A 20,337-nucleotide genomic window follows, 5' to 3' on the forward strand; every position below is an offset into this window, starting at 1 on the left:
CCTCCTTGAATATATATGTGAACCGCCATACCGACAGGGCGTTACACTTCAATTTAGCATTATAGCATACTCATTCGGTAAATTCCAGTACTATTTCTGTGAAAAGTCCGATTTCTGGGCAAAATCCTGCATTTTCCTGACAATATACGGATCGATTGGACGGATTTCCATCTGAGGCCGTCCGATATAGTATCCCTGGAACAGCTCGACGCCGCATTGAATCAGGAATTCCAGTTCCTCCTTCGTCTCCACGCCCTCTGCCAGAACCGTGATATGATTCTGCCCGGCAAAGTCCAGGATATTATTCAAAATCAGCTGGCGGTTGGGATCTTCATGAATCCGCTGCACGAGACTCATGTCCACCTTGATGATGTCGGGCGCCATGTCGAGAAGCACGGTTTCACTGTTGTAGCCTGCCCCAAAATCGTCGATAGCGATAAGACCGTTCCACTTTTTAGTCACCGCAATTTTACGGCTCATATACTCCTGATTCACGGGTTCCCCTTCCGTAAGCTCCGTCACGACACGGGACAGATAGCGGCTGTACCGGTTCCAGAGATCGGCTTCCTCCTCCTTCGACATACAGGCGCTGGCAATGGAGTTGATGAAAAGCCGTTCCGTCTGTCCCAGAGCGCCCGCCTGATCCTGTTTTTCCACAGCCTTCAGACCGGCATACCAGGTCAGCGTCTCCATCTGCGTAAGCTTCGCCTGAGCCCGTGCCAGATTCAGCACCTCTTTGATCCCCTTTAAATTCGTAAAATTGGGCCGCATCAGCAGCTCATAGCCAAAGACGCTTCCGTCCCGCCTCGTGATTGGCTGGAATGCAAAATCCACTTCCCGCGTCTCCAGCATCCGGTTTAATTCTTCCCGCCCGGCCAGCATATAGGAATTGTTGGAGTAATCGTTGGAATCGAATTCCATGATAATGCCCTTCACGCTGTGCTTCACCATGTACATGGCAAAATCAGCGTAATTTAACAGTGTATCAAAATCCACGGCGTCATCCGGATACCACGCCATTCCTCCGGAAACGCGGACAGGAATCTGATACCCACCCTTCATCTCCAGGCTGGTAGACTGCAAAAATTGCATGAAGGACTGGACTCTCCGCCTGATCTCCTCTTTTCCCCCCCCGTAAATCAGCGTGACGAATTCATCGCCGGAATAACGCGATACGATGGCGCCTTCCTCTTCCAGCCGCTTTAAGCAGTTGGCAAACAGAACGATATAGCGGTCGCCCTCGTCATGGCCGTACGTATCGTTGATATACTTTAAATTATCGAGATCCCACATGGCCACAGCCGCGGTCTGAATGGTTCCATCCGCCATAGCCACCACCAGCTGTTCCCGGAATGCCCTTCTGTTATAGAGGCTGGTGAGCAGATCGTAATTTCTCTCCCGCTCCAGCTTCGCCTTCTCCTCCACGTCGCCCGTCACATCCGAAAGCACGCCGAGGACCGTTCCCGCCTCCTGTGTCTCCAGAATGAGACGGACCCAGCGTCCCTTACCTGCCGCATTTGCCCGGTCAGATGCGCTCCTCTCTGCTTCATCTGCCATCGGGCGCGCCTCCACATGAAACAGGTAATTTTCGCCGTCTCTCTTTGTATTCCTGATACCGGCCTCCATCCGCTGCCGAAACTCCCCGCTGCCCATATAGCAGTACGGCTCCCCCGGCTCTTCCCAACCCATCATCTCAAAAATGGAACGGCTGCAGAATACGCTCTCATTGTTTTCTTCATACTCAAACACGCCAATCAGCACATTGGCATGCTCTAAAATACTGGATATCTTCGATGCGGACCGCTCCACATCCGCACTCAGCTGTTCGATGGTCTCTGTCAGTTCATCGATCTCTCCGATGTTAACCCGTGTCAGCGTAAGGCCGTGTTCTCCCGACCGTTTACGAACCTCATTGACCAGGCCGCGAATCGGGTCTGTCACGATCTTGCCGATGATGAAGACGCCGAATACGCTTAAAATAATCGGAATCAGAATGGAGCTCAGCAGCATGCTTCGAATGGAATTATAAAAAGACAGCAGGTCGTTCTTCCTGGCCATCCCGACCAGGACCCATTCCTCCTGTTCAAACGGCGTATTATAGTTATACACATCCAGCTGCTTTACGCTGGCATACCAGCCGGCCCGGTCGGAGGAACGCAGCTCACCGATGCCTTCCTCCTCGTTATCCGTGTATTCCAGGTACTCGTCTCCCTTGAAATACTGATTATAAAGATAGCCTGACGATGCTACGGGAGTGATGGTATTCTCTCCCGCCTGTCGGACTCCCAGGGCGTAGCAGACCTCGAAGCTGCTCTCCGTTCTGTCGGAGCTGAGCACCTGCTCGATCCTTCCGATTCCCATCTCCAGTCCGAACACGCCCACGACGCTTCCGTCCTCCAGGATGATGGGGGCGGAATACGTGATGACAGGAATGTCTTTGGGACTCAGGCGGAACGGCTTGCTTAAATAGGCAAAATTCAACCGGTCCTCTGCCCCGGCCTGATTCTCCACGGAGGAATAAAACGGTTTTTTATAGAAATCGGTACTGCCGTCATCGGCCGTCATGTCAAAGCCCAGGTCCCAGAAGGAATCCAGAGGAATCCCGTATTTATTGGCAAGGGAAGGAAGCCCCCGCTCCAGAAGCAGGGACGAATTATCCTGATTATAGCTCCTGCCGGGATTGGAATCGCGTATGTAAAATCCGGCCTTCGTATTTTCCGCACTGTTCTGCGCGGCCGGGCCATCCAGCACGACGAATATTCCCGTGCCGTAGCTGCGGCGCATGAGATCGACGGCTCTGTTCATAATCCCGTCGGCAATCTCCCGGTTTAAATCATAATCGCTTGAAATACAGGACGCATCTTTATGCTGTTCGTCTAAAACCGACTGAATCTCAGACGCCATGGATCCGGAGTCATTGACGACATTAATCCACTGGTGGATCGTCTCCTTCTCCAGATAGAGCCTGGTGTTATCCGTATTCTCACTCAAAATATGGATTTCATTATTCTTCAGTTTTTTAGAAACACCGCCGAACAGAACCATTCCGGCCATAATCAGTGCCTGTATAATCAACAGCACCAATAACGGCCAGAGCAGATGGGTTCTGATGGATTCATTCCTGCCTTTTTTCATAACTACTCTCCGATGATGGTCTCCAGTTGTTCTTTTGTATCCTCATACCACTGTTCAAAGTTAGATTCTTCCGTAAACTGCTCTACCGCTTCTTCCCTGGACATTCCCTGCGCCATGAGGGACAGCACGGTCTCTCTGTCTTCTCTGGCTTTATCCGCCATGGTGGTGTTTAAAATGGCGCGCGCCTGATCTCCGCCCTCGAAGGGCTTCGTCGTATACAGCTGATACTTGTTGGCAGTCTCCAGGCCAATCAGCAGGTTCTCGCCTGCCGCGTCTTCCTCTCCGTTCTCCGCCAGCACGGTCTCCAGCCGTTCCTTCGCTCCCGCTTCCTTCTTAACCGGCAGATAGCCGGAGGAGACGGAAAATCTGATATTATTGTCAACACCCGTAAACCACTTCAAAAAGGTGGACGCCGCATACTCTCTCTTCTCCTCAGACTTTAGGATCATCATGCCTGCACCCTGCTGGACGGCGCACGGCTCCGTCCCCGAGAAGTTGGGAAGCGGATAGACCTTGCTCTCGATGGGATAGCTGGTTCCATCCTCCAGCGTCACGCTGGTTGGGAAATAGGCGAATCCGCTGGTTGAGCCCACGAAGGCCGCCAGCTGTCCCGTCTTCACATCGTCGCTTCTGAACTTTCCGAATGCGCCGAAATAGCCGTTGACATACGGAATATAGTAGTTATCCCAGAGCCGCTTCATGGCGGTCCTGTCAAAATCCATGATCACGTGTCCATCTTCCACGCGGAAAATCTCATGTCCAAGCTGCAGGCTTCCGACGATGATATAGTTGGCAAATGCGTCTCTTCCGAAAAATGCCTTTCCGTCATCCGGCGTTTCTGTCAGGCTGTCGGTCCACTTGTAATATTTCTCCGCCACACGCGTGATTCCTTCCCAGGAGGAGAACGCGGCGTCCGTCTCCCCGGTTGCCTCGGCAAACTTATCCCAGTCCGTCTTGTTGATCGCAAATACTTCCGTTGACTTCGCCACCGGGAACACCTTGATTCCTTCGCTTCCGTCAAACCGGCCTTCTTCTATGTAGGCATCCACATACTCCCCGATCTCATCTGCGGTCAGATACTTGCTTAAATCAACCGCCATTCCCCTTTGGTCGATCTCATAGACCTTATCGGCATAAGCCGCGAAGACATCCGGAACCGGATCCGAGCCGATCTTCTTATCGATGCTGTCCGTCACGGCCTGACTTAAATCGTCGATGCTGCCCTTGCTGTAGGCTTCCACGATTATGCCCTTTTCCCGGCCCTCCGATTCGTTAAATGTCTGAACCAGCTGATCGAAGCCTTCCTTCTGGACGCCGTTATAGTAGTGCCATATGGTAATCGTCACCGGATCCTTAGCCGAGAGGCCGTAAGGATCCTTCTTTTCACATCCCGCTAAGCCGGCGGCCAAAATCCCCGCAGCCAGAACCGGCAGTACCCAGCTTTTTTTCATCTTCATCCCCATCACACCCTTATCCTTACATTGGAATCTGGTCATACTGGATCGAATCTTTGATCTGACCCGCATGTTCCCTGTCCGTCAATAAAGCCAGCAGTTCAATTCCCAGATCCAGCGCATAGCCAAGGCCCCGTGCGGTTGTCACATTGCCATCCGTCACTACGCCCTGTCTCGTATATTCCGCGCCCTTCAGTTCGTCTTCAAAGCCCGGATAACACGTCGCCTTTCTCCCTTCCAGGATCCCCAGTCCGCCGAGGACGCTGGGTCCGGCACAGATGGCAGCCAGTCTCTTTCCAGCCTTATCCGCCTTTAACAGTTCCCCGCACAAGCCCTCATGAGCCGCCAGATTCCTCGTTCCCGGCATACCGCCCGGTAAAAACAGAACATCCGCGTCAGAAAAATCTGCCTCGGAAAATTCAAGATCCGCCTGCAGCTTTATCTGATGTGCGCTTACCACATCCTTACTTCCTGTAATGGAAACCAGCTTCACATCCTGTCCGCCTCTGAGCAGAACATCAACGACTGCCAGCAGCTCCACCTCTTCTGATCCGTTTGCTACAAATGCATATACTTTTCCCATGATCATAATCCTCTCTGTCTGTTTATTTTTGCAGGGTACTGATGGTAGAAATCTTCACATAATCCACCAGATACCTTGTTTCTGCCTCGTCACCGTGAATCATCTTCATCAGTACGTCCGCGGCCGTATGGGACTGTCCCGTGTGATCGTTCAGCACGGTTCCCGTCACTTTGCCTTCCTTGATGTACTGAACCGTCTCCTCCAGGGCATCCACACCTACTAAGTAGATATCCTTTCCGGTTTTCCGGCCCGCCGCGTCGATGGCTTCCCACGCGCCATTGGCCATAGCGTCATTGTTACAGAAAATGACCTCGATCCGCCTGCCATAAAGCGCAAGCGCCTTCTCCGCCAGCTTCCGGCCCTCCTCCTTCTTCCAGTCAGCATGGCCCGAAAACAGCTTTTCCGTCTTCATGCCGCCGTCCTCCAGCGCCTTTATGGAATACTCGGTGCGGTAATTGCTGTCCTCATTGTCCTTTTCTCCCATAATCATAACGTAGGACACGACACCGTCTTCGTTAAAATCTCCGCGTTTTTCCGTCTCCAGTATGATACCGCCCTGATAGGTTCCGGCCTGCTTCGAATCCGTTCCGATGCAGGAAACCGCCATCTTCTCCGCCTTCCATCTGGCCTGCTCGTCCGCCTTCGGCTGCCGGTTGATAAATACAAGGGGAATCCCGGCCTCATGGCAGGAATCCGCAATCACGCCCGCCCTGTCCGTGTCCACCAGATTCACGATAATCCCGTCGTATCCGGCCTCGATGAACTCATTCACCTGGGAGATCTGTTCCTCCTGCTCTCCCCTGGCGTTCCGCACCACAACCTCCGCGTTATACGCTTCCTCCAGATACTGCCTCAGTTCCTCCCGATACAGCTTCATAAAATTATCGTCGTACCGGTAGATGGCAACGCCGATCCGCAGCTTCTTCTCCGCTGCTTCCGTACTTTCACCGCTGTCATCCGCACCGTTCCCGCTGCCGTTGACACTTTCCGATGTACTTTGGGACGCACTTTCCGACGCCCCCGGCGATTCCCGCGTCCCGCCTTTTCCAGACGAACACGCCGCCAGAAAGCAGACCGCCAGAGCCAGCAGCAGACAGATGGGAAAAATACGGTTTTCTCTCTTTTTCATGATGTATTCTCCTGTTTTTTGTCTGTAGATTTTATATTACCACTTTTAGGGTATTTTATCTACTGTTTCAGCTTGAGTTGGGAAGAAACAATTATTGAGGGAGGGGACGCCCCAGGGTTTGCGGTTAGGGCGAGGGGGACGGGGGAGAGCCTGCGACAGCTTCTTGTTTCCTCGGCGGCAGGAACTAAAGCCGGAAGGCAGGAAAAAAGGGCGGCCCGCGCAAATTACGGAGAACTCCTGAAGGACTTCTCCTCCATGTGCACTTGAAATCTGGCTTGGAGGCCAGATTTCACCACCCTTTTTTCCTGCCTTCCGGCTTAAGTTCCTGCGAGCCTCGGAAAAGGAAACTGTCGCAGGCTCTCCCCCGTCCCCCTCGCCCTAACCGCAAACCCTGGGGCTGTGTACTGGCTGTGCTGGGAAAACCAATATTAAAATATCATTAAATAATAAATAAAAGGCTTGACTACATTTTCTTTATGGTATATGGTATACTATTTTTACAATGGTTACACGTATTGTTAATGGAGGTAAATCGATGGAAATAGAACGTAAATTTTTTATAAATGATCCACTGCCCGGATATAAGGAGTATCCTCATCATGCGATTGAGCAGGGATACCTGTGTACAGAGCCGGTGGTGCGGGTAAGACGGGAGGATGATACGTATTATCTTACGTATAAGTCAAGAGGGAAGCTGGCCAGGGAGGAGTATAATCTGCCTCTTACAAAGGAGGCTTATGAGCATTTGATCGGGAAGGCGGATGGGAATATTCTTACGAAGAAAAGGTACTTGATTCCTGTCGAGGGATCGCATTTGACTATCGAATTCGATGTGTTTGAAGGGAAGTTTGAGGGGCTTATGCTGGCGGAAGTGGAGTTTGAGACGGAGGAGGAGGCTAACGCGTTTGTTCCTCCGGAATGGTTTGGAAGGGATGTGACGTACTCCGGGGAGTATCAGAACAGCCGGTTGTCGGGGCTGGCAGGTATGGAGCTGCTTTGAGCCTGGTGACCATGCTTTGGGGAGAAATTTTATTCTTCCCCTTATAAAAAGGCATGAAAGAATTTGCGGTGCGCTGGCGCATAAGCGAATTCTTTCATGCTGTTGGGTAAATTATTGTTTTATTTCTTCTGTACGTATTTCAGACAGTCAAGTGTTACTGCCGTGATAATGATGATACCTTCAAATACGAACTGAAGGTTTGTGTCGATACCGAGGATTGTAAGGGAGTAGATCAGTACGGTGAAAATAAGTACGCCGACTACTACGCCTGAAATCTTACCAATACCACCGGTAAAGGATACGCCGCCTACTACGCAGGCTGCGATCGCGTCCATCTCCCAGCCCTGGCCATAAGCCGCGGAACCGGAACCTACCATTCTTGCACATTCCAGCCATGCGCCAAAGCCGTAAAGAATACCAGCCAGGATAAATGCGCCCATGGTTACCCAGAATACGGAAATACCTGAAACAGCCGCTGCCTCCGGGTTTCCGCCGACTGCGTATAAATTCTTGCCGAATGTTGTCTTGTTCCAGATAAACCATACGATTGCAATTGCAGCTACCGCCCAAAGGATGATGGTCGGGAAACCATTTAATCTCGGGATAATCATCTTCGGGATAGAAGGTTCAATTGCACCGAAGGATACACCTTTTGTCGCATACGTAACAAGGCCGAAGATAACCAGCATGTTTGCCATGGTTGAAATAAAAGGATGCATCTTGAATCTGGCTGTAAAGAAGCCTCCGATTGCGGTAAAACATGTACACAGAACGATACACATAAACAGCGCGAAAACAACTCTTACACCGATGGGAAGACCCGTAAAATCAAATACATGGCCGAAAACCATACCCGTATTGACGCCCTGGTGCATAATGATGGTTGCAGTCGTCATACCCATACCAACCATACGGCCAATGGAAAGGTCCGTACCGGTAAGGAGAATGAGTCCCGCTACACCGAGCGCAAGGAACATACGCGGGGAAGCCTGCTGAAGAATATTTAAAATATTGTTATAGGTAAGCAGCGGCACGCCCTTTATGATCGGCGTGGCGATACACAGCCCGATAAAAATCAGGATAATCGCGATATACAAACCATTCTGCAGTAAAAATTCCCTGCGGTTGAACGTATATTTATAGTTCTCCCATTTCTGGGCCCTGGACTCCGTGAAGGTGAACTTGGAGATGCGCAGTAAGTCAATCAGATGATACTGCCAGACAAACGCCGCGTGTCTTCTGTCCTTGATCTGCTGAAGCTCCTTTTCCAAATCCATTTTCGCATCAAACATCCGGTTCTTATGAACATACTTTTCATCCTTCACTTCCTGATGGTCAGAAAGCTTTGACATGGTGCTCTGGTGTTCTTTCTCCAGCTCCGCAATCTTTTTGTGGTACTTTTCCTTTGCGAGCACCTTTTCCTGCTCACAGCTCTCCTTCAGCGGCTGATAATAATCCTTATCAAAGTGTGCCTTCAGATACGCTGTTGCGTCGGAAATTAATTTTGAAATCTCATCTTTATTTTTTGCTTCAACTGCTTTTGCTTTATCCAGCTCAGCCTTATACGCTGTAATCCTGGATTCTTTTTCGCCCTTCGTGATGCTGCGGTCTCTCTTTATTGCGTCAATCGAATTCTGAAGAGCGACTGCTCTGTTTGTGCCGTCCGCTCTGAGGCTGTCGATCTTACTCTGTATCTTACCAACATAATCCTCAATTGGCTGGCGCAGCTTAAGTTCCTGTTCAGCTGTAAGAGTCTTACCATTTCCATTCGCCATATCCATCAATCTCCCCCATTATAGGTATTTTGCACTGAGTCTTAAAAGCTCTTCCTGGTTTGTTTCTTTTGTATTCACAATTCCAGACAGCCGTCCATTGGACATAACACCAATACGGTTCGTAATTCCCAGAATCTCCGGCATCTCAGAGGAAACAACTATGATCGTCTTTCCCTGCTTCGCCATATTGATGATCAACTCATATATTTCGTATTTCGCGCCGACATCGATACCTCTTGTAGGTTCATCCATCATGAAAACCTGAGGCTCGCGTTCCAGCCATTTTCCAAAAATAACCTTCTGCTGGTTACCGCCGGAAAGGCTCGATATCATATCGTCCGGCCCCATACACTTGGTATGCATGATTTTGATTTCCTTCGAAGTCGCCTTTACCATCTTAACATCAGAGAGCGCGATCCCGGTCTTATACTGCTCCAGATTTGCAATGGTGGTATTAAACGTAAGGTCGCCCTTCAGGAAAAGCCCATTGGCCTTTCGTTCCTCGGTGATCATAGCAAATCCATGCTCCATGGCTTCCTTCGCACTTCCGAAATTCATAAGGCGCTTATTAAAGTAAACACGCCCAGCCGCTCGGGTACGGACACCGAAGATTGTCTCCAGAAGCTCCGTACGTCCTGCACCCACCAGACCATACAGCCCGAAGATCTCCCCTTCTCTTACATCAAAGGAAACATCCTGCAAATGGGGTTCAAACTTTGTAGATAAATGCTGGATGGACAAAATCACATCCTTGGGGGTATTGTCAACCGGCGGGAACCGGTTGTCAAGTGAACGGCCTACCATGGCCGCTATCAGCTCATTCATGTTCGCATCCTTGGTACTCTTTGTCATAACCAGGTTGCCGTCACGAAGCACTGATATCTCATCACAAATTTCAAAAATCTCATCCATCTTATGAGAGATGTAGATCAGGGCAATTCCCTGCTCTTTTAACATTCTCATCATCTCGAAAAGTTTATCCACTTCCTGTACCGTTAAAGAGGAAGTAGGCTCATCGAGAACGATTACCTGGGAATTATAGGAGATTGCCTTGGCAATCTCACACATCTGCCTCTGTGATACAGACATGTTACGCATGGGCTGAGTAAGGTCAACGGTCATGCCCAGCTTTCTGAAAAGCTCGGAAGCTTCCTTTTTCATTCTGCCTTCATCAACAATCCCCATGGAATTGACCGGATAACGACCGAGGAACAGATTGTCAATAACATTTCTTTCCAGACACTGATTCAGTTCCTGGTGAACCATTGCAATTCCGTTTTCAAGGGCATCCTTCGGTCCGGAAAAGCTTACTTCCTTTCCTTTCAGGAAGATATTTCCCTCGTCCTTCTGGTAGGTACCAAACAGGCACTTCATCATGGTGGACTTACCGGCGCCGTTCTCACCCATAAGCCCCATAACGGTTCCGCGCTTCACATCCAGATTGATATGGTCCAGAACCCTGTTTCGGCCAAAGGACTTGCTCATACCGCGTATTGATAAGACGATATCATCTTTCTTATCTGCCATTGTTTTTACTCCTCTGCTTATAAAAACGCCTGATTATTAAAAGAGGTTATCAGGGAGAATTTCTTCTCCCTGATAGCCTGCCCATCTTTAATATTAGTGAATATTACTGATCAAGTAAAGATGTGTAAGAAGCTGCGTTATCTGTCTTAACCATGTTGATTGCAAATGCATCGTACTGGCTCGGATTGCCAAGACGGTTTGTGATATTGGACTCTGTCTGGCCATCGCCGCCGATGTACTCAACCTTTAAGTTAAGCAGCTTGTCGTACTTCTGAAGAAGTGGCTGATAGGTTGAACCCAGGAAGTTATCAGCAGAATTGTAGATATTCAGCCATACCTTCTTTTCCGGATGTGCAGCTGCGTCAAGCTGATTTGCTACAGGTGCATAAACCATTGTAGAATCCATGAAATCCTTATAATTGTCAGCTGTAACTGCAACGTTCAGTGCGTAGTAAGAACGCTCATCTGCTTTGTATACATATACGTCGCTGCTCAGAACGTTTCCTGCGTCGTCAGCTGTGCCGATACCGGTGTCGATATCAACGCCGTCGAGAGCGTTACGAAGAACACGAAGTGTTAAATATGCCTGAACATCTGCATGCTGGCTGATCGTTCCGCCGTAGCCTTCTGCGATCGCTGCAACTGCATCACTGTTTGCATCGTATCCAAATGTAGGAACCTTGTTGTCTTTGGACCATGCATTAAACATGGACATACCCATACCGTCGTTGTTAGAAGCAACGATATCGATCTGATCGCCGAAAGAGGAAGACCATGTTCCAATTCCGTTACCTGCTGTCGCTGCATCCCATGTAGCACCAGCGGAGTTCTTCATTTCCTGAGAAGCAAGCTCACGAACTACGTATTCTTTTCCGTTCACTTCAATCTTACCATCCTGTACGATGGTGGAGGAGCCGTCTGTGTTCGTTCCGATCGGATCGCTGTTGATGTTGCCGTCTTTTTCTACTGCTGTTCCAAGAGCCTTACGTACGCCTCTTGTACGAGCGATGGAATCGTTATGTCCGATATCGCCGATAGCCAGAACATAACCGATGATTCCGTCACCGTTGCGGTCGATGGTGTCAATATTCTTTTCGATATACTCTTTCACCATGGTACCCTGAAGCTCAGCACCCTGATTGGCATCGAATCCTACATAGTATGTATCCGCATTGTAATTCAGCGCCGTCATATCAAGCTGGCCTGTGGCACTGCTGGATGGCTGACGGTTAAACCATACTAAAGGCTTATCCTTGTTCTCCACTTTTGCATCAGCGGCTTTTGTCTCTGCCGGAGCTGCCGTTGTCTCTCCTGCTGCTGCGGTTGTCGTCTCTGCCGGAGCTGCTGTTGTTGGTGTTTCTGCTGTCTTGGAGCCACATCCTGCCATGGAAAATACCATAGTGGACGCCATACCTACTGCTACTACTTTTTTGAGTAATCTCATGATAAATCCTCCCTAGATATAGTATAGTATTTGCCGATTCGTCATTTTTCCTCATCGACACCCATATTATATCTTTATTTTAGGCATATTTCCATATGATTTTTTTCGTTTTTATATAAAATTTCTTAGATTTTATGTTTTTTGCCCATTTTTCCATGGTTCAGATCGCAACATGCACAAGACATTTCAGTTTTTATCAGCTGTTAGTGCAGTCTGCCTGCAATTATAGTATTTTCCCCCTTCCAAACTCACGATTTCCTGTACATTCTGTCCAAGTCCGGCCGCAGCGGCGATCTGGAATACCGCATTAGCATACTCATCGCTGTCGCACTGCACGGTTCCAAAGAGCTTCCCGGAGTTCAGCCCCTCGATTCCCTGGGGCGTTCCGTCGATCCCCACGATCTTGATGGGCCTTGTGATTTTCTTCCGCTCCAGCGCGTCAGCCGCGCCCAGCGCCATATCGTCATTGTTGCTGATCACGAGTTCGATTTCATCCGGATACTCATCGAGCCATTTCTCCATCCACGCAGAGCCCTGGCTCTTCTCCCAGTTTCCAATGCCTCCGGTAATTTTTTCCAGAGGTACGCCTCCGTCTTTTAAGGTCTGAATCGACCATTCCGTCCTGATCAGGGAATCCTGATGGCTCGTCTCGCCCTCAAGGAGCACATAGCTTACCTTGCCGTCGCCGTTTAAATCCAGGGAAGCGGGATCCTTCTTATAGGCGTCTACCAGGATATTCCCCTGCAGGACCGCGGATTCCTTGGCGCTTTCCCCCACATAGTAAAGCTTTTCCCATCGGTTCATATCCTCTTCCACCGGCTCCCTGTTGAAGAATATCACGGGAATGTCCCCCTCCATCGCCCTGCTGATGATATAGGAGGCTGCGGACCTGTCGACCATATTGACGCAGATCACGTCCACACCAAGGGAAATAAACCGGTCCACCTGGCTGTTCTGCGTGTTCTGATTCCCCTTTCCATCCACAACGTCGAGAATCACTTTGACGCCGGTCTCCTTCTCATAGGCTTTCGCCTTCTCCTCCATCTTTCCGCAGAGATTATTGATAAAGGAATCGTCTCCCCGGTACAGAGTCACCCCGACCCGCAGCGTCTTTTTCTCCTCCTTCTCCTCATGGTTCCGGTTCTGGAAAAACAGACAGCCGAACACAAGAATAACAGCTATGAGCAGTACTGCAATTAATGAATATTTCTTTTTCATTGGCCCTCCTCTGTTTCTTACTCGATTGGATAAAGAATCTTCTCGAAACGCGTCTCTTTCAAATCATCTTTTTCGATGTAATACGATTCCAGCACAATCTGATCCCGGTCGCCGCGCTTTTCGATGGCCTCCACCGCCTTTACAATGCTTAAGTATCCGGCATCGAACTGGTTTGTCGTCACAAGGCCCTTTATCACGCCGCGGTCCATCTGGTTTAAGATCTTTGTCGTGCTGCCGAAGCCGTAGAGGTTCGGAGTGTCTTTTCCATAAACCGGACTTCCCGCGATGACGTCCGCCACCTCATCCAGGCTCTGCACGTCCAGGGCGACGAGAATCTCCTCTCCGCTGCTGAAAACCGCAGTTTCTTCAATCGTCCGGCGGAAGTCATCCTCACATTCCGCCGCGCTGGTGCCGGAAGCGCCGCCTCTGTACTTTTCGTAGAGCTGCACATGGAAGCCCGCCCGGGAGAGCGCCGCCAGAAGGCTTTTATACACTTCTTTGTTGTAGCCGTACTCCAGCCCCTCGGAGAATACGAGAACCGGCTTGTCCGGGGGATTTTCCCTTGTTATGGCTTCCCCCAGCATCTTCCCCGTCTCCTGGTAGTCCTGTGAGATACCGCTCATGGCCCAGTCGCCCGGGAAGATGGTTCCCATGACGATCAGCGGGCTGCCAAGGACCATCCCATCCAGCATCGCACTGCACTCCTGCTGCTTTAAGGGGACCAGCACCACTGCCTTCGCCCCGTCGTCGATCTCGCGCTTTAACAGATCCATCTGCTCCATGACATCTCCCTTTTCGTACAGGGTGATGAAGTTGACATCCACGTTGTACTCATCCGCAGCCTTGTCCACGCCCTTGCGGAAATTTGTGTAGTAATCATCCGTGGTATCTCCGATCACGATGGAAATCGGATAAATCTCTGTCTTCTTTTCCTTAATAATTAAATCCGTGGAGGACAGCAGAAACAGGAGAACTAAAACTCCCGCAAGCAGACCCCATATCATCTTTTCCCGCCTTGTCATCTTCATCTTTCTCCGCCCTCCGCCAGAATCCGGCTGTAGGGAACGGCAGGAAGATGGATGGTAATCTCCGTCCCCTCGTCCGGTTCTGAATCGATCCTAAGCCCGTACTCCTCGCCAAAATAAAGCTTGATCCGCTCATTCACATTCTTTACACCGATTCCGGAGCCCTTCTTGGAGGTCACTAAAATCGAGTCGGAAAACAGGCTTTCCACCTGCTCCCGGGTCATGCCCAGCCCGTTGTCGCGGACTGTAAAGTATAAGTCCTCCCCTTCCTTCCACACCTTAAGCGTAATCTCGCCGTCGCCGTCCATGAACTCCATCCCATGGTAGATCGCGTTCTCCACCAGCGGCTGGAGCATCAGCTTTAAACTGGCCAGCTCCAGACAGTCGTCCGCGGCGTCGATGTAATAGGAAAACTTGTTCTTAAAGCGCATATGCTGAATCATCAGATAGTTTCGCACGTGCTCCAGCTCGTCATGCACGGTGATGATGCTCTTGCCCTTGCTCAGGCTGATACGGAAGAACCGCGCAAGCGCCGTCACTACCTTGACCGCCTCCGCCTTCTGCTCATTTTCAATCATCCAGACGATGATATCCAGGGTGTTATAGAGGAAATGCGGGTTGATCTGAGACTGCAGCGTATCAAATTCCTGCTTTCTCTTGGCCTCATGCTCCGTCACAATATCGTTCATGAGCACCCGGATCTGTCTGGCCATGTTATTGATGGAGGTCCCCAGATGCTGAATCTCATACGATCCGCCGATATAGACCGGCGTCTCCAAATTTCCCTCCTCCAGAATTCCCACCGATTTCTCCAGTTCCTTGATGGGATTCGTGATTCTGGACGAAATATAGGAGTTGATAATTGTTAAAATAAAGAGAATCAGGGTGATCAGGAAAATAATAAACAGCCTTGTCTTTATGGAGTTTAGGGATACCACGTTCTTTGGAGTCACCCCTACGACCTTCCAGCCCGTGTAGCCGACGGACTTCACTGTGATAATCCGCTCCCGCCCCTCGAACTTTTCCAGATGGTTTCCGTCCTTGTATCCGGCCGCCGTTAAATTATTCTCAGAGACCCGTCCGGAATCGATCAGCTGGATCTTCGGATGGTAGAGGATTTCCCCGTCGCTGCTGATTAAGTAGACGTAGCCTCCGGTGCCTGTGGTCACGCCCTCAAACAGATGCGCCAGGCTGGAGTAGCTTAAATCCACCAAAAGCACGCCCTGGGCCGTTGATGTCCCTTCCGTCAGCTCCACCGCCCGGGACAGAGAGATCACCCACCGGTACTGGCTTTCATTGCCGTCGAAAATATACTGGACGTGAGGATTGGAGAAGTGCTGGTTCTCCGTCTTCTCCAGGGCGTTGGAAAACCAGCCGTCCCCGGTTACGTCCAGATTCGTCTTGATTCTGGCCGCCGGCACCGCCTCTTTTAAAGTCCCATCCTGGGAGAACAGGGCAATGTTGTCCACATTGTCCTTGTTGTTGTCGTACAGCAGGGTGATCTCGCTGTTGATGGACTCCGAGGACAGGTCCGCGTTCTTGACCGCACCGTAATACAGGGAATCCGACAGCTTCATGACCGTGCGCAGATAGCTCTCCACAGACCGTGCCACCTGGCCGATCAGGCTCTGGTTTTCCTCCATGACCGTCTCGGACACCTGGCTCGACAGACGCTGATAGATGGAAAACGTGATGAGCAGACTGGCCGCCAGGGCAGTCACGGTAAAATACGTAAAGATCGTATACCGTATGCTGTTGTTATGAATCATCTTGCCGTTTTTCTTTTTATTCATTTATCTGGCTCCACGGAATTTCGTCGGTGACACTCCAAATTTTTTCTTGAATACGTAGCTGAAATAGTTCTGCTCCTGGTAACCCACCTTGGAGGCGATGACGTACGTCTTGTCGTCCGTCTTGTTTAACAGTTCCACGGCCTTATTTAAGCGGATTTCCGTGAGATAGGCGATGTAGGCCTGCCCCGTCTCCTTCTTGAACATGGTCGAGAAATAAGCCGGGCTCATGTGCAGGTGGCGGCAGATCATCTCTACGGACAGATCAGGGTTCTGATAGTTGTCCATGATATACTGCTTCGCCTGCTGGATCACCTGGCGCGTCGTTATGTCACGCTCCTGATTGATGGCCTGGTTCATCTTGTGCGCTGTCTTTAACAGCCAATCGCCGAACTCTTCCCGCTTCTGAAGCTTGTCGATGACGCTTAAGTATTCCAGCTCGCCGCCCAGAATCTCCTCCAGGTTTAAGTCATACTGCTGGATCATCTGAATGATGGTGTTCAGGACGCCGAAGACATACACCTGCTGCTGGCGGTAATGCACCTTTGCCGATTCCAGCTTGCCGGAAATCCTGGCCGTTACGGCCTCGATCTTCTCATCCGGTCCAAACTTGACGGCGGAAATAAAATCAGACTCGTCTGCATTGTCAAATTCCAGCTTGCCGCTGCCGACCGGCTCCATATCGTTGATGTAGATCGTGATTCCGCTGCCGACCACCGCCTTATATCCCAGGGCTTCCACTGCCGACTGGTAGGAGCCTGCGATCTTCGACAGGCCGGTCACGCTGTGGCCGATGCCGATGGTGACCGGAACCTCCAGAATACGTTTGGCCTCCTTACAGATATCTCCCAGGACATCGATGAGCCCCGTCGTGGTATTATCGTCGTCGAGTGCCGCGATCACCACCATTTCGGCTTCAGCCGTGGACTGGAATAAGGAGAACCGGCAGTAGCTTTTCAGTTTTTCCCGGACGATCTGCATGACGGAAATCGGGATCAGCTCTTCCTCCTCGTGGAGTGACAGCGTCTTCTTGCTTCTGTCATCACTCTTTTCCACATCGATAGCCGCGATCACCCATTTCCTGGCTCCCGTAATCGGGATATCGTATTCCCTCAGCTTCGACTCGATCAAATCATCTGACAGCCTCCGGTGCACCATGTCGTTGAAAAACTGCTCGCGGATAATCGGCAGGCTCTTTCTGTAATTTTCACGAAGGCGGCTCACGTTGCGCTTCTCTTCAATCTCTTCGTCTAAATTGGACTTGATCCGTTTCAGGATGGAGGTCAGTTCCTCCACGTTGACCGGTTTTAGAATGTACTCCGTCACATTCAGCTTAATCGCCTTCTGGGCGTACTCGAAATCGTCGTAGCCCGAAAAAATAACCACCTTCATGGAAGGATATCTCTGCCGGATTTTCTCCGCCAGCGTAAGGCCGTCCATATAGGGCATGCGGATATCGGTTAACACCACATCCGGCTCTAAGACCTCGATCTTTTCCAGCGCGTCTTCTCCGTTCTCAGCATCCCCCACCACCTTGAATCCGGCTGATTCCCAGTCGATCTGTTTGATAATGCTCTTGCGGACCTCTTCCTCGTCGTCCACCAAAATAATGCTGTATAAATTCATGATCTATACCCCTTCTCTCCTGTAAATAATAAGATTCTGTCTCTATGCAGTCCCCTTATATGCACTGATACAGCAGCGCATTGCAGATGGCGGCCGCCACGTTGCTTCCGCCCTTCCGTCCTCTCGCCACAATAAACGGGGTGTCGGGCAGCGAAAGGATCAACTCCTTGGACTGGACCACGTTGACAAAGCCAACAGGCACACCAATCACCAGTTTCGGTTTCAGTCTGCCTTCTTTAATCAGCTCGTACAGCCGGACCAGCGCCGTGGGGGCATTGCCGACTGCAAAGATACAGTCTCCGCCCAAATCGGCCGCCTTCTCCATGCTGGCGCAGGCTCTGGTGGTACCCAGCCGCTTTGCCGCCTCCGCCACGTCTTCGTCGGCCATGAAACAGTCCACCGTACAGCCGCATTTCCGGAGGGCCGCCCGGTTGACGCCCGATTTCCCCATATTGGTGTCTGTGATAAAGCGGACGCCTTCTTTAATCGCCGCCTTCGCCAGCTCCACTGCGTGTTCGGAAAAGATTAAGCTGTCCGCATAGTCGAAGTCGGCGGTCGTGTGAATTACACGTTTGATAACCAGTTCATTTTCCGGGTCCAGGACCCGTTCCCCCAGCTCCTCTGTGATAATCTCAAAGCTCCTTTTCTCTATGTCACCGGGAAGCACCCGTTCCAGTTCCGTCTTTATCATTCTGAATCTTCCTTTCTGCTGTCCGTCATGCGATTGCCGTCGATTCCCATCATTTCGTAAACCGCCGCCATGTCAAAGCTCTCTCTGATGACTGCCGCGAGACGGTCGTACTGCTGCTCCCGGTAGGCGGCGTAATGAAACTCTTCGTTTCGCACTGCGGTCAGCCCCTTTTTCTCAAGGAGAGCGCTCACAACCGTCTCTGCGATTCCCTCCCGGTCAAAGAATCCATGGATGTACGTGCCATAGACATGATTTCTCTGGCATCCATCCATCTTGGCCAGATGAGAGCCGTTTTGCTCCATCACATAGGACAGGGGCGGTACCGCGCGGACCGTCTCGCCCATGTGGATTTCGTATCCCTCGATCTCCATGCCTGAAAGCTCCTCCAGGATTCCGCCAACGGAGGCACAGGAACCGGTCACCCGGGTTCTCGTCTTCTCTTTCCCGAATACGGTCCTTACCGGAAGAAGCTTAAGCCCCTCCACCGGCCTCCCTCTGTAGGTTTCCGTCTCCACACCGAACGGGTCCTCCAGGCTTTCTCCCAGCATCTGAAAGCCGCCGCAGATTCCGAACACCGGAACGCCGGCGGACGCCAGCTTCAGTACTGCCGCCTCCAGGCCGTTCTCCCGCATCCAGAGTAAATCTTCTATCGTGTTCTTCGTCCCGGGAAGCAGGATCAAGTCCGGTTTTCCCAGATCCGACAAACGGTTCACATACGTAAGGCCGACTTCCGGCATACAGGAAAAGACCTGGAAATCCGTAAAATTGGAAATTCTGGGCAGCCGTATGACGGCAATGTCCACCAGTGTCTTTTTCCCTTTTTCTGTTCCGCTTAAATGGTGTCCCAGGCTGTCCTCATCCTCGATGTCCACATCTGCATAAGGAACCACTCCCGTAACCGGTATGCCGCACAGGTTCTCGATCATATCCAGACCCGGCTCCAGAATGGTCTTGTCTCCCCTGAACTTATTGACGACAAGTCCCTTCACCCGCGCCCGCTCTTCTTCCGAAAGCAGGGCCACTGTCCCGTAAAGCTGGGCAAACACACCGCCGCGGTCGATATCTCCCACCAAAAGGACGGGCGCATCCGCCATCTTCGCCATACCCATGTTCACGATATCATCCTTCTTCAGATTGATCTCCGCCGGGCTCCCGGCGCCCTCGATCACGATGATATCGTACTCCTCCTCCAGTCTCCGGTATGCCTTTTCCACCTCGGGAATCAGCGTCTTTTTATATGCAAAATACTCTTTCGCCGGCATCGTTCCGATCGGTACGCCGTGGACAATGACCTGGGAACCGGAGTCGGAAGTCGGCTTCAGCAGAATCGGATTCATGTCCGCCTGCGGTTTAATACCGGCGGCTTCCGCCTGCACTACCTGGGCGCGCCCCATCTCCAGCCCGTCCTCCGTTATATAAGAGTTTAACGCCATATTCTGCGATTTGAAAGGGGCGACACGGTAGCCGTCCTGCTTAAAGACCCGGCATAATCCTGCCGCGATCAGACTCTTGCCCGCGTTGGACATCGTTCCCTGTATCATAATTGATTTTGCCATTGATCTAATCCCTCTCTTCCATCGCCTTTTTCAGCACCCGGATAAATGTCTCGTTATTGGCCCTGTCCTTTACGCAGATCCGGTAAAAACGGCTGTCAAGCCCCCGGTAATTGGCGCAGGAACGGATTAAGATACCGTTTTTCAAGCAGGCGTCGTAGAGGCTGCGGGATTCCGGCGTCCGGGTCCTGCTGTCTTCCTGGGTCTTGCTGTGCGTCCGCTCCCTGAAAAATATGTAGTTGGCTCTGGAATCGTAGACGAAAAGCCCCAGGCCCTCCATCTGCGCCTTCAGCCAGCTCCGCTCCCGTTTCACCAGCTCCCTCGCCCGGTTCACATACTCCGTCTCCCCAAGCGCGGCCTCTCCCGCCAACTGAGCCGGACCAGAGA

General features: G+C 51.1%; 15 protein-coding genes. 1 reads left to right on the forward strand and 14 read right to left on the reverse strand.

Going from position 1 to position 20,337, the window contains the following annotated elements; translation table 11 throughout:
- Positions 1 to 90: 90 nt before the first annotated feature.
- From ACLTD4_RS17520 to ACLTD4_RS17535, 4 genes are read right to left on the reverse strand one after another with little or no spacing between them, the layout of a single operon-like run.
- The gene (locus tag ACLTD4_RS17520) at positions 91 to 3,135 is read right to left on the reverse strand and encodes an EAL domain-containing protein (RefSeq protein WP_117621640.1); all 3,045 of its coding nucleotides are present in this window, start codon (positions 3,133 to 3,135) and stop codon (positions 91 to 93) included.
- Positions 3,136 to 3,137: 2 nt separating this feature from the next.
- Positions 3,138 to 4,592: an extracellular solute-binding protein gene (locus tag ACLTD4_RS17525; protein ID WP_320995722.1), complete on the reverse strand. Its 1,455-nt coding sequence runs from the start codon at positions 4,590 to 4,592 to the stop codon at positions 3,138 to 3,140.
- A gap of 19 nt (positions 4,593 to 4,611) precedes the next feature.
- A complete protein-coding gene (locus ACLTD4_RS17530) occupies positions 4,612 to 5,172 on the reverse strand; it encodes a DJ-1 family glyoxalase III (protein ID WP_117621638.1) in 561 nt (186 codons plus the stop codon).
- A gap of 22 nt (positions 5,173 to 5,194) precedes the next feature.
- Positions 5,195 to 6,301 carry a substrate-binding domain-containing protein gene (locus ACLTD4_RS17535; protein ID WP_117621637.1) on the reverse strand — a complete coding sequence of 369 codons (1,107 nt, stop codon included), beginning with the start codon at positions 6,299 to 6,301 and terminating at the stop codon, positions 5,195 to 5,197.
- A gap of 535 nt (positions 6,302 to 6,836) precedes the next feature.
- On the opposite strand from ACLTD4_RS17535, the gene ACLTD4_RS17540 reads away from it, so the two are divergent.
- Complete coding sequence (locus ACLTD4_RS17540; RefSeq protein WP_117621636.1) at positions 6,837 to 7,301, forward strand: CYTH domain-containing protein; 465 nt, start codon at positions 6,837 to 6,839, stop codon at positions 7,299 to 7,301.
- Positions 7,302 to 7,420: 119 nt separating this feature from the next.
- Here ACLTD4_RS17540 and ACLTD4_RS17545 read toward each other — a convergent pair whose 3' ends face one another.
- The 10 genes from ACLTD4_RS17545 to ACLTD4_RS17590 all read right to left on the reverse strand — a co-directional run.
- Complete coding sequence (locus tag ACLTD4_RS17545; protein WP_055657218.1) at positions 7,421 to 9,076, reverse strand: galactose/methyl galactoside ABC transporter permease MglC; 1,656 nt, start codon at positions 9,074 to 9,076, stop codon at positions 7,421 to 7,423.
- An 18-nt stretch (positions 9,077 to 9,094) separates the two neighbouring features.
- Complete coding sequence (locus ACLTD4_RS17550; RefSeq protein WP_055657152.1) at positions 9,095 to 10,603, reverse strand: sugar ABC transporter ATP-binding protein; 1,509 nt, start codon at positions 10,601 to 10,603, stop codon at positions 9,095 to 9,097.
- A 103-nt stretch (positions 10,604 to 10,706) separates the two neighbouring features.
- Positions 10,707 to 12,014: a substrate-binding domain-containing protein gene (locus ACLTD4_RS17555; RefSeq protein WP_412331448.1), complete on the reverse strand. Its 1,308-nt coding sequence runs from the start codon at positions 12,012 to 12,014 to the stop codon at positions 10,707 to 10,709.
- A gap of 219 nt (positions 12,015 to 12,233) precedes the next feature.
- A complete protein-coding gene (locus ACLTD4_RS17560) occupies positions 12,234 to 13,265 on the reverse strand; it encodes a galactose ABC transporter substrate-binding protein (protein WP_117621634.1) in 1,032 nt (343 codons plus the stop codon).
- Positions 13,266 to 13,282: 17 nt separating this feature from the next.
- Positions 13,283 to 14,293 carry a substrate-binding domain-containing protein gene (locus ACLTD4_RS17565; RefSeq protein ID WP_117621633.1) on the reverse strand — a complete coding sequence of 337 codons (1,011 nt, stop codon included), beginning with the start codon at positions 14,291 to 14,293 and terminating at the stop codon, positions 13,283 to 13,285.
- Positions 14,290 to 16,083: a sensor histidine kinase gene (locus tag ACLTD4_RS17570; RefSeq protein WP_117621632.1), complete on the reverse strand. Its 1,794-nt coding sequence runs from the start codon at positions 16,081 to 16,083 to the stop codon at positions 14,290 to 14,292. Before ACLTD4_RS17570 ends, ACLTD4_RS17565 begins: the two co-directional genes overlap by 4 nt.
- A complete protein-coding gene (locus ACLTD4_RS17575; RefSeq protein WP_117621631.1) occupies positions 16,084 to 17,706 on the reverse strand; it encodes a response regulator in 1,623 nt (540 codons plus the stop codon).
- 55 nt (positions 17,707 to 17,761) lie between these two features.
- The gene (locus tag ACLTD4_RS17580) at positions 17,762 to 18,397 is read right to left on the reverse strand and encodes a precorrin-8X methylmutase (protein ID WP_055657143.1); all 636 of its coding nucleotides are present in this window, start codon (positions 18,395 to 18,397) and stop codon (positions 17,762 to 17,764) included.
- Positions 18,394 to 19,953: a cobyric acid synthase gene (locus ACLTD4_RS17585; protein WP_117621630.1), complete on the reverse strand. Its 1,560-nt coding sequence runs from the start codon at positions 19,951 to 19,953 to the stop codon at positions 18,394 to 18,396. Before ACLTD4_RS17585 ends, ACLTD4_RS17580 begins: the two co-directional genes overlap by 4 nt.
- Positions 19,954 to 19,957: 4 nt before the next feature.
- A partial coding sequence (locus tag ACLTD4_RS17590; RefSeq protein ID WP_412331445.1) for an aminotransferase class I/II-fold pyridoxal phosphate-dependent enzyme occupies positions 19,958 to 20,337 on the reverse strand: 380 nt, incomplete at its 5' end.

The organism is Hungatella sp., from assembly GCF_046966825.1.

Excerpts from the sequence above, each read along its gene's own strand:
- ACLTD4_RS17570 (WP_117621632.1), bottom strand. The coding sequence starts at position 16,083 with ATGAATAAAAAGAAAAACGGCAAGATGATTCATAACAACAGCATACGG.
- ACLTD4_RS17585 (WP_117621630.1), bottom strand. The coding sequence starts at position 19,953 with ATGGCAAAATCAATTATGATACAGGGAACGATGTCCAACGCGGGCAAG.
- ACLTD4_RS17535 (WP_117621637.1), bottom strand. The coding sequence starts at position 6,301 with ATGAAAAAGAGAGAAAACCGTATTTTTCCCATCTGTCTGCTGCTGGCT.
- ACLTD4_RS17540 (WP_117621636.1), top strand. The coding sequence starts at position 6,837 with ATGGAAATAGAACGTAAATTTTTTATAAATGATCCACTGCCCGGATAT.
- ACLTD4_RS17550 (WP_055657152.1), bottom strand. The coding sequence starts at position 10,603 with ATGGCAGATAAGAAAGATGATATCGTCTTATCAATACGCGGTATGAGC.
- ACLTD4_RS17520 (WP_117621640.1), bottom strand. The coding sequence starts at position 3,135 with ATGAAAAAAGGCAGGAATGAATCCATCAGAACCCATCTGCTCTGGCCG.
- ACLTD4_RS17580 (WP_055657143.1), bottom strand. The coding sequence starts at position 18,397 with ATGATAAAGACGGAACTGGAACGGGTGCTTCCCGGTGACATAGAGAAA.
- ACLTD4_RS17565 (WP_117621633.1), bottom strand. The coding sequence starts at position 14,293 with ATGAAGATGACAAGGCGGGAAAAGATGATATGGGGTCTGCTTGCGGGA.
- ACLTD4_RS17575 (WP_117621631.1), bottom strand. The coding sequence starts at position 17,706 with ATGAATTTATACAGCATTATTTTGGTGGACGACGAGGAAGAGGTCCGC.
- ACLTD4_RS17560 (WP_117621634.1), bottom strand. The coding sequence starts at position 13,265 with ATGAAAAAGAAATATTCATTAATTGCAGTACTGCTCATAGCTGTTATT.
- ACLTD4_RS17525 (WP_320995722.1), bottom strand. The coding sequence starts at position 4,592 with ATGAAGATGAAAAAAAGCTGGGTACTGCCGGTTCTGGCTGCGGGGATT.
- ACLTD4_RS17555 (WP_412331448.1), bottom strand. The coding sequence starts at position 12,014 with ATGGCGTCCACTATGGTATTTTCCATGGCAGGATGTGGCTCCAAGACA.
- ACLTD4_RS17545 (WP_055657218.1), bottom strand. The coding sequence starts at position 9,076 with ATGGCGAATGGAAATGGTAAGACTCTTACAGCTGAACAGGAACTTAAG.
- ACLTD4_RS17530 (WP_117621638.1), bottom strand. The coding sequence starts at position 5,172 with ATGGGAAAAGTATATGCATTTGTAGCAAACGGATCAGAAGAGGTGGAG.